Here is a 12,765-nt window from a genome sequence, read left to right on the forward strand (position 1 = left end):
AATACCTGACATGAATACCGCATTATCCCCGGTGTCAACGCAGCCTGAACTCTTTCCACTGGCGATTATGGCCCCGCATGGTTATTTGCTACCTGCGACCTCCGGATTAACTCCCTATGCCCAACGCACCATTCGCCGCGCTATCAATCTACTGGATAAATATCTGCGTCAGCCCGGCATGTCCTTTACCTTAAGCACGGCTGCCCGTGACTGGCTTCGGTTACTGCTGGCAGGACAAGAACGGGAAGTGTTTATGGTGCTCTATCTCGATAACCAGCACCGTTTACTGGAGAGTGAAACGCTATTTGCCGGTTCGGTTAACCATGTCCAGGTCCATCCCCGTAAGGTGGTGAAGTCAGCGCTTCGCTTCAATGCTGCTGCTGTTGTGCTGGCGCATAACCATTCATCGGGTGATCCGGAGCCCAGCCAATGTGACCGCAACATTACGGGCAGGCTTAAAGAAGCGCTGGTACTGGTTGATGTGAACACTCTCGATCATCTGGTTATCGGTTCAGATGGAATTGTGTCGTTTGCAGAGCGAGGCTGGATATGAGGGCACTTCAATGAAATATACTGACTCAGAGAACGATTCATTTCTCAAGTGGGGTCTGAATCGTAATGTGACACCTTGCTTTGTCGCTCGTCTGGTACAGGTGGGAAACCGGCTGCACTATCTGGCTGACCGGGCCAGTATCACCGGTAAGTTCAGCGAAGCAGAATGTCTTAAGCTGGATGTGGCATTCCCGCATTTTATCAGCCAGATGGAATCGATGCTGACTACTGGTGAAATGAATCCTCGCCATGCCCACTGTGTCACCCTGTACCACAATGGTTTCACCTGCGAAGCCGATACCCTTGGCAGTTGCGGCTACGTATACATCGCCGTTTACCCCACTCATCGTTAACTACTTTCACAAGAGCAAATATGAAAACTCTACCTGCAACAACTCCGCAGGCGGCGACGCTATGTCTGTCGCCCGTAGCAGTGTGGCAAATGCTGCTTGCATGCCTGCTGGAACAACATTATGGCCTGACACTCAACGACACACCATTCAGTGATGAAACGGTAATTCAGGAACATATCGATGCCGGTATAACTTTGGCCGATGCCGTTAACTTTTTGGTAGAAAAGTACGAACTGGTTCGTATCGATCGCAGGGGATTCAACTGGCAGGAACAGTCCCCATATCTGCGGGCAGTCGATATTCTGCGGGCGCGGCAGGCAACTGGTTTATTGAAAAGAAATCGTATTAGCGCGGCACAGTGAACATTGGGAATAACCTTTCTGATTCACACTGCAGCTTTCCTTACTTATTTACTCATTCCAGAAAGCACCTGCCGATACTGGCCGGTGCTTTTGCTTATATGGACGAAATATCATGCAAATTGAAGCTGTAATTTTAACTGGGCACATTATCGCAAGCACAATCCGGGAATGCTGGGCCGTCGTTATTGATGGTTTTGACGCATACTGCGAACAAGCTTATGATCCAGCTTAATTTCTTTTCCTCATGAAGGGACGGCTATGGGCAACAGAATGTGGATGATCCGTGGTGACGGCGGCAAGCTCTATGACGATTTTCGCGATAAGCAAATTGTAGGCATCGGTTGGTCTCAGCTGGCTCCATTAGTCAAACCCGGCCTGTCCCGAGCTCAGTTACTCGCCTTATACCAGGAGGCAGATCCATTAACAAAGCTGGGAACTGCGCGTTCTGGTGCATCGCAGGTCTGGCGTTTTGTGAACGAAATCCAAAAGGGTGATTGGGTTATTACCTATTCGCCTGCCAACCGTACTTATCTGCTAGGTAAAGTTACATCTGATTTCCAGTACCACCCTGAATGGGTGGAAGAGGGGATGGGAATCGCTCGACAGGTAAAATGGAATACTGAAGAAATCGATCGCGATCGATTGTCTGTTGCTACCAAAAACACATTGGGCTCTACGCTGACGGTTTTCCAGCTTCCAGAATATGCTCTAGAAGAGCTTTTGCAGGATAAGAAACCCACTGTAGATGTGATTACACAGAATCCAATTGCGATGGATGAAGATGAGGTCGTTTCTGATCCGCTCCGCGATATGGAAATGCTCGCGTTTGAAGGTATCAAAGATCGCATTAACTCTCTTGACTGGGACGAGATGCAAAATCTGGTTGCCGGAGTTTTACGCAGTATGGGTTATAAAACGCAGGTGTCACCTGCGGGAGCCGATCGGGGTAAAGATATCATTGCTTCACCTGATGGATTCGGTTTTGAAAATCCACGTATTATCGTTGAGGTAAAACATCGCAGGGAGCAAATGGGAAGCCAACAGATCCGCAGCTTTATCGGAGGTCGCCATAAAGATGATCGCGGGCTTTATGTCAGTACCGGTGGTTTTACAAAAGATGCTCGATATGAAGCCGACCGTTCGACGATACCACTAACGCTCTGGACGCTTGATGATCTCGTCCGTGCGCTTATTGAGAACTACGAACAAGTTGATATCGAGACTAAACTTTTGGTGCCTCTGAAGAAAACGTTCCTGCCTGCCTGAGTCTTGCTTCGACAGCCATAACAGTGTTCTACTGCTATGGCTTTATACCCACTCGAAATGTCAATTTTTTATACGGATTACAACGTGTGGGTACAAGTGCGGGTATAACTATTTAACCCTGTTTCTAAAAAACATTGATATCAGTCTATTAGGTGTGAAATTCGAGTCCGGCCTTCGCACTCATTCTCTAAATACCTCCCTCCGATGCCACTCCACAAACCCCTCCCTTGGATAATTCCCTTTCACCATCGGCAGCGCAATCTGCTTCCCGGCAAAATCCCAGAACAGCCGCCCAACAATTCCGCCCCCATTCACCGCCTCAGATACGAGTACCCGCATACTCTCATCCAGCCCAATCGATCCCTTATCGAACGCCTTATGATGAATCGCACACAGCGCCAGTCCGTTTGGGATCTCACACGGCCCGCCAAACTGCTTCCACTTGATATGCGCGGCTTCGAGTCCAACGGAGGCGTTATCATGCCGCATGTTGAATCCGCAGATGGCACATTCATAGTTATAAGCGCGAAGCACCTGTTGGCGGAACAGCGGATCGCGACCCTTACGGATCTGCTGAATATCAAAGCCCATCTCATCCGCGATCTCTTCCTGAATGCTCTCAGGAAAGTGCGCTTCAAGGATCTGCTGCGCGAGCGAGCCGATCAGGTTTTTGTTCTTACTCAGGAGCGCAAAGTGTTCTGCATCAAACCCGCCAGCGACGTTATGTTCCACAAGTTCTTTAACGGGCGGTTGCTTACTGCCAGTGGTCGAACAAAACTTAGTGTTCTGAAGATCCCAAAAACCGTCCCCTTTCAGCCGCCAGAAGGGCATATTCGGGTAATGCGCCTTCCGCTGCGGGCCAAAACGTTCTAACAGGCTAAGCAACTGCTCGTGGACCTCGGTTCCATAATCAAACAATCGCGCATGCCCCTGCTGATAGTTCGCCAGCACGTAGAGAAGCAATAAAGGCTTATGCGGCGCACGCTGTTCGCCTTTGCGCCAGATGGTGATGTCGGCAATTGCCTGTTCGAGAGTTTTGCTGGAAGCCATCGCGTTACGGTAGAAGGTAAATAAATGCGATGATGCTCGCAAAACCCAGACCAATCAACCTGCAACTAACAAAAACATGACCTTACCGCACTCAACCTTATTTTCTGAATCCCCCTCGCAAATTCTAAATTTACCCCACACCATACCGCTGTATTTATATTCAGCCCTGTATAATGAGCACCAGAAATTACGCCGAAAGGCAAAGGAATTATCGAAGAATATTTAACGAAGAATTCGCGATATGAAGGTGCTGCAACACCCCCATACCGCTAACCACAAACAACTTACAAGGAGTTGAAAATGGCTGCGACGAATTTTAAGCCAGAGTTTACTGTTTGCAAAACAGAATCAGACGCTTTCACCGGCATGATTGAAAACCGCGAGCTGGTACGCAAAAACAGCGCCCGCCGTTTACACGGCAACCAGCTCAACGCGGCGCCCGTCCATCCGCGCGCGGAAACGCCTCAGGACAGTGCCGCCTGCTGTGAACTCTATGCACGCATAGACATGAAATACCTTCTTTTGGGCGGCGAGTGGTTAACCCGTGCGGGCTTTATCAACGGCATGCCCGTAAAAATCCGCGCCATGAAAGACTGCATCGTGATTACGCCACAGCATACAAGAGAATTATGGGGATGCCTGGAAGGGATGAGTGTGGTGAATATTAATAAGCAGAAAGTCGCACAGTGGTTGAAAACATTTCCGGGAGCGCTGAATGATACAGGCGATGTTCCGGTGATTAAGCGTGGCAGTGGGCAGGCTGTTTAAACTTCAAGCCAGTATGCGCGGGCATGTGAGCACATGCCCGCACTATGCTAGAAGTCACTCAATCATGATGTATTCGTTTTTTCACAGCCTTAACCAGCACAGCATGGAGTTCGCCAACGGTTAAATCGCGTATCACAGGTTCCGGAATGCCTCGTAGCCTGCGAACTAAGCGTCAGATACCAAAGTAATCTATGCCCTCGGTGCTAAAAAGAAACTCGTTTTCAGCGAGGGAAAAAGTTTTCTCATAGCCATCTTCTTCAGTGACAAGCGTAACGCCAAACGCTGCCTCGCAGTCTTCAATCAGTGCATCGCCATCCATGCCGCATATATCAAAGTCGGCTTCGATTAGGGGGTTCTCATCAATGCGCTTGCGATGATGTCCCGAGGACTGACGTACAATCTCAATGACCTGCGAAAGAGTGGGGTACATTATGTTGGATTCCGTGGGTGAAGAAATGACGTAGACATTGATTAATAGACCGAGTTAACGCCTGGGGCTTATTATTGAAGGTACAAAAAAAATCAAAACAATCCACACAAACATCCCAATGATTTTTAGCGGCCAGGGTTCGAATATATCAAAGCACACAATTGCGCCTATAACTAATAGTGGTCCTCCCAATACTTCCAGTATTCCTTCTAAGATAGATAACTTATGAGGCAATACACGATTCAGTAAAACACAAGTAAGGTGTGTGCCTCCTAAAATAATGATTATAGCTAGAGTGCATTCTTTCCAGTTATCAGAGATGCCTAAGCAAATGAGGCACAGTGCAATCACAAAAACACACAGTAACGTATTCAGCATGGAAATAATAAACTTACTCATATCATTTTACGCCGCGCATTAAAAATATAAAGAAGCCATGAATATAGCATTCCTGAAAGAATGATAAACGGCATTGGCTAATAAAGGATTTAATACTTTATTGCGCCTCGTTTATTTCCGTAATAATCGAGTTAGCGGCTTCGTACTCTTCCCACTCACTCCACCGCTAATTCCAACTTAACTAAACACCGGCACCCCCAGCCCAACCTTCACCTCCCTCAACGTCGCCTGCGTCACCCCCTGTGCTCGTTCCGTTCCGCGCTTCAGCATCGCCATCAGTTCCCCCTTATCCCGCATGTACATCGCCCTCCGCTCCCGCATCGGCGCAATCAGCTCCTGCAAACACCCCTCCAGCTCGTTCTTGCACGCCCGGTCACCCAGCCCGCCCGCCTGATAGTGCGCCTTCATCGCCGCCACTTTTTCCCTGTCCGGATGAAACGCGTCGAGATACGTAAACACCACGTTCCCCTCAATCTGCCCCGGGTCGCTCACCTTCAGGTGGTTCGGGTCGGTGTACATGGCGCTGACCGCACGATGAATGGTCTCTTCGCTGGCCGAAAGGTGCAGCGTGTTGCCGAGCGATTTCGACATCTTGGCGCTGCCGTCGATGCCGGGCAGGCGGCTGGTGTCGCTCAGCATCGCCTTGCAGTGGCGCAGCACCGGGGCGGGCAGCAGGCTGTTCATCTTGTGCACAATCTCGTTGGTCTGCTCAATCATCGGCAGCTGGTCGTCGCCGACGGGCACGCACTCGGCCTTAAACGCGGTGATGTCTGCCGCCTGGCTGATGGGATAGGCCATAAACCCGACCGGCAGCGAGCGGGCAAAACCCTTCTGCGCAATCTCGTTTTTGACCGTCGGGTTACGCTCCACGCGGGCGACGGTGACGATGTTCATATACAGCATCGTCAGCTCGGCGAGTGCGGGCAGGGCGGACTGCAGGCAGATCGTGGTCAGGTTCGGGTCGATGCCCGCGGCGAGGTAGTCGGCCAGCACTTCGGGAATGTTGTCGCGGATTTTCTGCGGGTTGCTGCCGTTGTCGGTCAGCCCCTGCAGGTCGGCGATCAGTACAAACTGGCTGTGCGTCTGCTGGAGCGCCACGCGCTGGCGCAGCGATCCGACGAAGTGGCCAAGGTGCAGCGGGCCGGTTGGGCGGTCGCCGGTGAGGATGGTGGTTGCGTTCATAAAGACTCCTTAATGTGCAGTTGCCGAAAGGGGTCTTAGAAATGTGAAAGCCGCCTTTCGGCGGCTATCTGAAAATGGGGAAAACAACTCCGTGCCGCCTTTAAGAAGGCAGCCACCAGCGGTTTACGGTGAGCACGGCGTGGTTTATGTTCATCTCTTTACCGTACCACGTCCGGCGCGAAAAACAAAAGGGCACGTCATGATGCAATCTCTCAACCATCTGACCCTCGCGGTCAGCGACCTGCAAAAAAGCGTCACCTTCTGGCACGAGCTGCTGGGGCTGACGCTGCACGCCCGCTGGAATACCGGGGCCTATCTCACCTGCGGCGATCTGTGGGTCTGCCTGTCGTACGACGAGGCGCGCCAGTACGTGCCGCCGCAGGAGAGCGACTACACCCACTACGCGTTTACCGTGGTGGAAGAAGATTTTGAACCGCTCTCGCAAAGGCTTGAGCAGGCGGGCGTCACCGTCTGGAAGCAGAACAAAAGCGAGGGGGCGTCGTTCTATTTTCTCGACCCGGACGGGCACAAGCTGGAGCTGCACGTGGGCAGCCTCGCCGCGCGGCTGGCGGCGTGTCGGGAGAAGCCCTATGCGGGCATGGTGTTTACCTCAGACGAGGCTTGAGCCGCGCACCTTCAGCCTGCAGGTCCTGTCTCAGCAATCATTGGCTACGTGACGCTGGCGGAGCGAAAGCGCCGGGTGGCGGCTGCGCCTTACCCGGCCTGGAAAAAATTACAGCGACTTCACAAACGCCAGCAGGTCTTCGTTAAGCTGGTCCTGGTGGGTCAGCGCGAAGCCGTGCGGCGCGTTGTCGTACACCTTCAGCGTGGCGTTTTTGATCATCTCCGCCGCCAGCTTGCCGGTGCTTTCAAACGGTACGATCTGGTCGTTGCTGCCGTGGATCACCAGCGTCGGCACGTCGATTTTCGCCATATCCGGGCGGAAGTCGGTTTCGCCGAACGCGGTCACGCAGTCGATGGTGCCCTTCAAAGACGCCAGCAGGGCGATGTTCAGCGTCTGGGTCAGGGCTCCGGCGGAAACGGTCTGCCCGGCGTTGATGCCGTAGAACGGCGTCGCGAAGTCGCTGATGAACTGGGCGCGATCTTTACGCAGTCCGTCGCGAATGCCGTCGAACACGCTCTGATCCACACCCTGCGGGAAGGAGTCGGATTTGCCGAAGATCGGCGTCACCGCGCCCAGCAGCGCCAGACCGGCCACGAGCGCGCTGCCGTAGTTGTTGATGTAGCGGGTCACGTCGCCGCCGCCCATGGAGAAGCCCACCAGCGTCACGTCGCGCAGATCCAGGGTGGTGATCAGGTCGTTGATGTCGGACGCAAAGGTGTCGTAGTCGTAGCCGTTCCACGGCTGATCCGAGCGGCCAAAGCCGCGACGGTCAAAGGCGATGGCGCGGAAGCCGCGCTCGGCCAGGTAGTTCAGCTGGCTGTCCCACATGTCGCCGTCCAGCGGCCAGCCGTGGCTGAAGAGAACCGGTTTGCCCGCGCCGCAATCTTTGTAGTAAATCTGCGTGCCGTCTTTTGCCTTAAACGTTGCCATAGTGTGTTCCTGTGCAGGTGATGATTATGGTTATACCGGCGCGACCAGGTAGCGTATTGCCGGTGATGTTGTGCCCTGATGAAAAGCCAGAACTCGGCTCTGCAGCAGGAGGTCATTCATGGTGTGGCGCTCCTGCTGGCGCAGATGCTCAATCCAGGAGCCCATCAGGAAGGTCTCGATAAACAGGCCGGGGCGCTCAATATCCTCGTATACCGCCCAGCTCATCGCCCCGGCGCGGCGGCGCACCCGGCGCAACTCGTGTACGGCTTCCAGGAAGGCCTTGGTGTTGTTCGGGTCGATGATGTACTCGTGCGATACCAGCACCGGGCCGCGCTCGTTGGGCAGATCGATCTCCACGCCGTCCAGCGGCTGGCCGCTCAGGTCGAGGTTCAGATCCGGATCTTTCCCCAGCTTCCAGCGGAACACCGTCGCGCTCGCCAGCACCATCCCCAGCGTGGCGACCACCAGCGAGGTTGGGGTGCCGAAGCGGGAAGCGATCTGCCCCCAGATGGCGCTGCCCGCGGTCATCGAGCCGAAGAACACCGTCAGGTAAACCGCCAGCGCGCGGGCCTTCACCCAGCGGGCGGCGCTGCGCTGCGCGCCGAGGTTCAGCGTTGAAAGCACCGCAATCCACGCGAAGCCGGTGAAGAACTCAAACAGGTTGAGCAGCCAGACGTGGCGCACGAACGCCAGCGCCAGCATGGTGAGGGCAAAGGTCAGGCTGGCGGCCACCATCAGGCGGTCGGCGTCGAGCCGCTGGCGCAGGCGCGGCAGCAGAATGGCCCCGGCAATCGCCCCCAGGCCAATGCACGCCAGCATCACGCCGTAGCCCGCCGGGCCTAAGCCCAGCTCGCGGCGCGCCACCAGCGGCAGCAGCGCCCAGCCCGCGCTGCCGAAAACGAAGAAGGCCACGGTGCGCACCAGCACGTTGCGCAGCACCGGCGCGGCGTGCACGTAGCGGATGCCGGAGCGCACCGCGGAGAAGAAGTGCTCCGGCGGCAGGCGCTGTATGGACGGTGCCGGACGCCAGCGCCACAGCACCCACGCCACGCCGACCACGGACAGCGCGTTCAGGGCAAACACCATCCACGGCCCGGCGAGCGACAGCAGAAAACCGCCCAGCGCGGGGCCAATCGCCCGGCTGATGTTCACCCCGAGCGAGTTCAGCGCCACGGCGGCGCCCAGCTCCGGCTTGCTCACCAGATCGGGCACCACGGCCTGAAACGGCGGCGAGCTCATCGCCGCGCCCACGCTCAGCAGAAACGTCGCCACCAGCAGAACGGCGGGGGTGACGTGTCCGGTGAAGGAGAGCACCGTCAGCCCGGCGGCGGCGATGAACACCCAAAGCTGGGAGAAGAGCAGGTATTTACGTCGGTCGACGATGTCCGCCATCACCCCGGACGGCAGGGCGAAGAGGAACATCGGCAGGCTGCTGGCCGCCTGCACCAGCGCGATATCCAGCGGGTCGGTGCTCAGGGTCAGCATGCTCCAGTTGATACCGACGTCGCTCATCCATGAGCCGACGTTAGAGACCACCGTGGCGATCCACAGCATGCGGAACACCGGCTGGCTCAGCGGCTGCCAGGGCGAAACCGTCGGTGCGGGCGTCGTCTCGACGTGTGCGTCGCGAACGTCGTTAACCTGCGTCATGCGTACCTCTCCGCTGTCTTACGCTGCAGCCGCCACTGGCCCGGCCCGGTGAGGGCGAGGGTGGTGAAGATAATCAGCAGCAGCCAGCCAAACTGCCCTTCGGCAATCGACCAGTTCGGGTGGACCGCCAGCATCGCCACCAGCAGCACGGCGATAATCGGCACGCACGCCAGGCGGGTGTACACGCCCGCAATGATAAACAGCGGGCAAATCACCTCGGCGACAATCGCCGGGATCAGGCTGGCGTAAGGCCCGAAGCCGAATGGATCTTCAATGCGCGTCAGCTCTTCGCTGAAGTGCAGCACCTTCGGCAGGCCGTGCACGTACAGCAGCAGCAGGCTGCCGGTCAGGCGCAGGAAGAACAGCCCCAGGTCGACCCGGGGCGGAGCAAAGGTGTTTTTCATCAGAATGCAAAGCAGCTGCAGCCCAGCGCCCCCCAGAAAGCGTTATCGTCGGACACCGGCATCTCTGACGTGCGGGCGAAATCATGCTGGTGGCTGTGAACCCCGCACGGGCCGCTGCAGTGATGGATGGCGCTCATCCCGACGCGGGCGGCCTGCGGCGGCGCGCTGCGGTAGTGGCCCGGCACCTTCACCACCGGGGACCACTCGGGCAGAACCGGAATGGCCGGCGGCGCGAGCGGGCCAAAAGCGCCTGCGGCGTAAACGATATCGCCGTTGACCGCCGTCAGGACGGACTCGATGCCCTTGATCTCCTCTTCCGGCACGCGGAAGAAGTCTTTGCTCAGTACCGCCAGATCGGCGAGCTGGCCGACCTTGATCTGCCCCTTCTGATTCTGCTCGCTGGAGAACCACGCGCTGCCCTGGGTCCAGAGCATCAGGGCGGTATCGCGATCCAGACGGGCGCTATGGTCGTACATCTGCATCCCGCCGACGGTGCGGCCGGAGACCAGCCAGTAGAGCGCGGTCCACGGGTTGTAGCTCGCCACGCGGGTGGCGTCCGTCCCTAAGCCCACCGGCACGCCGGTCTCGAGCATTTTCGCCACCGGCGGCGTGTGGCGGGTGGCTTCGATGCCGTAGCGCTCGGCAAAGTACTCGCCCTGGAACGCCATGCGGTGCTGCACGGCAATGCCGCCGCCGAGCGCTTTGATGCGGTCGATGTTGGCCTGGGTAACGGTTTCTGCATGGTCGAAGAACCAGTGCAGGCCGTTGAACGGAATGTCGCGGTTCACCTTCTCGAACACGTCCAGCATGCGGCTGATGGATTCGTTATAGGTGGCGTGCAGGCGGAACGGCCAGCGGTGCTCCACCAGATGGCGCACCACGCGCTCCAGCTCGTCCTCCATCCCCGGCGCGAGGTCCGGGCGCGGTTCGAGGAAGTCTTCAAAATCGGCGGCGGAGAAGACCAGCATCTCGCCCGCGCCGTTGTGGCGGAAGAAGTCGCTGCCCTGGCCCGGCGTGAGCATGTCGGTCCATTTTTCAAAGTCTTCCAGCTCGTGGCCCGGACGCTGGGTAAACAGGTTGTAGGCGATGCGGATGGTCATCTGCTTTTTCTCGTGCAGCTCGGCAATCACCTCGTAATCTTCCGGGTAGTTCTGGAAGCCGCCGCCCGCGTCGATGGCGCTGGTCAGCCCCAGGCGGTTCAGCTCGCGCATGAACTGGCGGGTGGAGTTCACCTGCTGCTCCAGCGGCAGCTTCGGCCCTTTGGCGAGCGTGGCGTAGAGGATCATGGCGTTCGGACGGGCAATCAGCATCCCGGTCGGGTTGCCGTTGGCGTCGCGCTGGATCTCGCCCCCCGGCGGGTTTGGCGTGTCTTTGGTGTAGCCGACCACCTTCAGCGCGGCGCGGTTGAGCAGGGCGCGGTCGTACAGGTGCAGGATGAAGACCGGGGTATCCGGCGCGGCGTCGTTAATTTCATCGAGGGTCGGCATGCGGCGCTCGGCAAACTGGAACTCGGTCCAGCCGCCCACCACGCGCACCCACTGGGGCGACGGCGTGCGCAGGGCCTGCTCTTTCAGCATCCGCAGGGCGTCGGCCAGCGACGGCACGCCTTCCCAGCGCAGCTCAAGGTTGTAGTTCAGCCCGCCGCGAATGAGGTGCAGGTGCGAGTCGTTCAGGCCGGGGATGGCGGTGTGGCCTTTTAAGTCGACCACTTTGGTGCCGTCGCAGTGGTGTTGCATCACCTCGGCGACGGTACCCACTTCCAGAAATTTTCCGTCGCGCACGGCAACGGCTTCCGCGACGGGGTTCTCGCGATCGACGGTGTGAAACTGGCCGTTAACCAGAATGAGATCGGCTTTACCAAGGGTAACCATAAACTGCTCCTGACTGAGAGGGGAATGGTCAGGATTATGGGAACCGGTTTCGGCAAAGATCCAGTTATACAATAGGATAGGTATACCAAAGTATAACTATACCTAAGGTTAACTATACGAAGAGATAATTACGCGCAAAGACGGAAAACCGCAGGATGAGGGTGACTTTATCGTCGCGGCGCTCGCGGCGATTTCACCCTTAACCACTGGAAAATGCTATGACCTCTTCAAAGCTCGAAGTGTTAACCCCTGCGAACTGTCAGGTAATCTTTATAGATCACCAGCCTCAGATGGCGTTTGGCGTGCAGTCTATTGACCGTCAGGTGCTGAAAAACAACACCGTGGCGCTGGCGAAAGCGGCTAAGGTGTTCAACATCCCGACCATCATCACCACCGTTGAGACCGAAAGCTTCTCCGGTAACACCTATCCGGAGCTGCTGGACGTGTTCCCGGGCCAGGACATTCTGGAGCGTACCTCCATGAACTCCTGGGACGACCAGAAGGTGCGCGACGCGCTGCAGGCCAACGGCAAGAAGAAAGTGGTGGTTGCCGGCCTGTGGACCGAAGTGTGCAACAACAGCTTTGCCCTGTGCGCGATGCTGGAAGGCGACTACGAAATTTATATGGTGGCGGACGCGTCCGGCGGCACCTCCAAAGAAGCCCACGACTACGCGATGCAGCGCATGATCCAGGCGGGCGTGATCCCGGTCACCTGGCAGCAGGTGATGCTGGAGTGGCAGCGCGACTGGGCGCGTAAAGAGACCTACACCGCGGTGATGGATATCGTGCGCGAGCACTCCGGCGCGTACGGCATGGGCGTCGATTACGCCTACACCATGGTGCACAAAGCGCCGTCTCGCCAGAAGAGCGAGCACCGCACCTTAGCGCCGGTCCCGGCACGCTAAGTTCCGCTGGCGGGCTGG

14 protein-coding genes are annotated in these 12,765 nt (G+C 56.9%); 7 read left to right on the forward strand and 7 right to left on the reverse strand.

Going from position 1 to position 12,765, the window contains the following annotated elements:
• Window positions 1-10: 10 nt before the first annotated feature.
• From radC to HB664_RS05955, 4 genes are all read left to right on the forward strand, one after another.
• Window positions 11-553, forward strand: coding sequence for a DNA repair protein RadC (gene radC, locus HB664_RS05940; protein WP_219940479.1), 543 nt, complete (start codon window positions 11-13; stop codon window positions 551-553).
• Between the two features lie 10 nt (window positions 554-563).
• On the forward strand, window positions 564-905 hold the full coding sequence (locus HB664_RS05945; RefSeq protein ID WP_219940480.1) for a type IV toxin-antitoxin system YeeU family antitoxin: 342 nt from the start codon (window positions 564-566) through the stop codon (window positions 903-905).
• Window positions 906-925: 20 nt separating this feature from the next.
• Window positions 926-1,267, forward strand: coding sequence for a TA system toxin CbtA family protein (locus HB664_RS05950; protein WP_049017155.1), 342 nt, complete (start codon window positions 926-928; stop codon window positions 1,265-1,267).
• A 258-nt stretch (window positions 1,268-1,525) separates the two neighbouring features.
• Window positions 1,526-2,533: a restriction endonuclease gene (locus HB664_RS05955; RefSeq protein ID WP_049017154.1), complete on the forward strand. Its 1,008-nt coding sequence runs from the start codon at window positions 1,526-1,528 to the stop codon at window positions 2,531-2,533.
• A gap of 180 nt (window positions 2,534-2,713) precedes the next feature.
• On the opposite strand, the gene HB664_RS05960 is transcribed toward HB664_RS05955, so the two are convergent.
• On the reverse strand, window positions 2,714-3,583 hold the full coding sequence (locus HB664_RS05960) for a phosphorothioated DNA-binding restriction endonuclease (protein ID WP_219940481.1): 870 nt from the start codon (window positions 3,581-3,583) through the stop codon (window positions 2,714-2,716).
• Window positions 3,584-3,883: 300 nt separating this feature from the next.
• Between HB664_RS05960 and HB664_RS05965 the strand changes: the two genes are divergently transcribed.
• Window positions 3,884-4,351, forward strand: a complete 468-nt coding sequence (locus tag HB664_RS05965; RefSeq protein WP_080940379.1) for a SymE family type I addiction module toxin — start codon at window positions 3,884-3,886, stop codon at window positions 4,349-4,351.
• A gap of 172 nt (window positions 4,352-4,523) precedes the next feature.
• Here HB664_RS05965 and HB664_RS05970 read toward each other — a convergent pair whose 3' ends face one another.
• Together HB664_RS05970 and trpS are read right to left on the reverse strand one after the other, a co-directional pair.
• A complete protein-coding gene (locus HB664_RS05970) occupies window positions 4,524-4,781 on the reverse strand; it encodes a hypothetical protein (protein WP_258235878.1) in 258 nt (85 codons plus the stop codon).
• A gap of 576 nt (window positions 4,782-5,357) precedes the next feature.
• Window positions 5,358-6,362, reverse strand: a complete 1,005-nt coding sequence (gene trpS / locus HB664_RS05975; RefSeq protein WP_219940482.1) for a tryptophan--tRNA ligase — start codon at window positions 6,360-6,362, stop codon at window positions 5,358-5,360.
• Window positions 6,363-6,561: 199 nt separating this feature from the next.
• On the opposite strand from trpS, the gene fosA reads away from it, so the two are divergent.
• Window positions 6,562-6,987, forward strand: a complete 426-nt coding sequence (gene fosA, locus HB664_RS05980; protein WP_219940483.1) for a FosA/FosA2 family fosfomycin resistance glutathione transferase — start codon at window positions 6,562-6,564, stop codon at window positions 6,985-6,987.
• Between the two features lie 108 nt (window positions 6,988-7,095).
• On the opposite strand, the gene HB664_RS05985 is transcribed toward fosA, so the two are convergent.
• Genes HB664_RS05985 through HB664_RS06000 form a run of 4 tightly spaced genes read right to left on the reverse strand, consistent with a single transcriptional unit; the run spans window position 7,096 to window position 11,842 of the window.
• A complete protein-coding gene (locus tag HB664_RS05985; protein ID WP_219940484.1) occupies window positions 7,096-7,917 on the reverse strand; it encodes an alpha/beta fold hydrolase in 822 nt (273 codons plus the stop codon).
• A gap of 30 nt (window positions 7,918-7,947) precedes the next feature.
• Complete coding sequence (locus HB664_RS05990) at window positions 7,948-9,567, reverse strand: MFS transporter (protein WP_094935530.1); 1,620 nt, start codon at window positions 9,565-9,567, stop codon at window positions 7,948-7,950.
• Complete coding sequence (locus HB664_RS05995) at window positions 9,564-9,971, reverse strand: DoxX family protein (RefSeq protein WP_214538774.1); 408 nt, start codon at window positions 9,969-9,971, stop codon at window positions 9,564-9,566. Before HB664_RS05995 ends, HB664_RS05990 begins: the two co-directional genes overlap by 4 nt.
• Complete coding sequence (locus HB664_RS06000; RefSeq protein ID WP_219940485.1) at window positions 9,971-11,842, reverse strand: amidohydrolase; 1,872 nt, start codon at window positions 11,840-11,842, stop codon at window positions 9,971-9,973. Before HB664_RS06000 ends, HB664_RS05995 begins: the two co-directional genes overlap by 1 nt.
• A gap of 218 nt (window positions 11,843-12,060) precedes the next feature.
• Here HB664_RS06000 and HB664_RS06005 point away from each other — a divergent pair, with 218 nt between their 5' ends.
• Complete coding sequence (locus tag HB664_RS06005) at window positions 12,061-12,747, forward strand: hydrolase (protein WP_023334356.1); 687 nt, start codon at window positions 12,061-12,063, stop codon at window positions 12,745-12,747.
• Window positions 12,748-12,765 lie beyond the last annotated feature (18 nt).

Origin of the sequence: Enterobacter sp. DNB-S2, assembly GCF_019443845.1 — a bacterium.
In the GTDB taxonomy this organism is placed as follows: Bacteria; Pseudomonadota; Gammaproteobacteria; order Enterobacterales; family Enterobacteriaceae; genus Enterobacter; species Enterobacter asburiae_B.

Coding starts and splice junctions, on each gene's coding strand:
- radC (WP_219940479.1), top strand. CDS start 11: ATGAATACCGCATTATCCCCGGTGTCAACGCAGCCTGAACTCTTTCCA.
- HB664_RS05945 (WP_219940480.1), top strand. CDS start 564: ATGAAATATACTGACTCAGAGAACGATTCATTTCTCAAGTGGGGTCTG.
- HB664_RS05950 (WP_049017155.1), top strand. CDS start 926: ATGAAAACTCTACCTGCAACAACTCCGCAGGCGGCGACGCTATGTCTG.
- HB664_RS05955 (WP_049017154.1), top strand. CDS start 1,526: ATGGGCAACAGAATGTGGATGATCCGTGGTGACGGCGGCAAGCTCTAT.
- HB664_RS05960 (WP_219940481.1), bottom strand. CDS start 3,583: ATGGCTTCCAGCAAAACTCTCGAACAGGCAATTGCCGACATCACCATC.
- HB664_RS05965 (WP_080940379.1), top strand. CDS start 3,884: ATGGCTGCGACGAATTTTAAGCCAGAGTTTACTGTTTGCAAAACAGAA.
- HB664_RS05970 (WP_258235878.1), bottom strand. CDS start 4,781: ATGTACCCCACTCTTTCGCAGGTCATTGAGATTGTACGTCAGTCCTCG.
- trpS (WP_219940482.1), bottom strand. CDS start 6,362: ATGAACGCAACCACCATCCTCACCGGCGACCGCCCAACCGGCCCGCTG.
- fosA (WP_219940483.1), top strand. CDS start 6,562: ATGATGCAATCTCTCAACCATCTGACCCTCGCGGTCAGCGACCTGCAA.
- HB664_RS05985 (WP_219940484.1), bottom strand. CDS start 7,917: ATGGCAACGTTTAAGGCAAAAGACGGCACGCAGATTTACTACAAAGAT.
- HB664_RS05990 (WP_094935530.1), bottom strand. CDS start 9,567: ATGACGCAGGTTAACGACGTTCGCGACGCACACGTCGAGACGACGCCC.
- HB664_RS05995 (WP_214538774.1), bottom strand. CDS start 9,971: ATGAAAAACACCTTTGCTCCGCCCCGGGTCGACCTGGGGCTGTTCTTC.
- HB664_RS06000 (WP_219940485.1), bottom strand. CDS start 11,842: ATGGTTACCCTTGGTAAAGCCGATCTCATTCTGGTTAACGGCCAGTTT.
- HB664_RS06005 (WP_023334356.1), top strand. CDS start 12,061: ATGACCTCTTCAAAGCTCGAAGTGTTAACCCCTGCGAACTGTCAGGTA.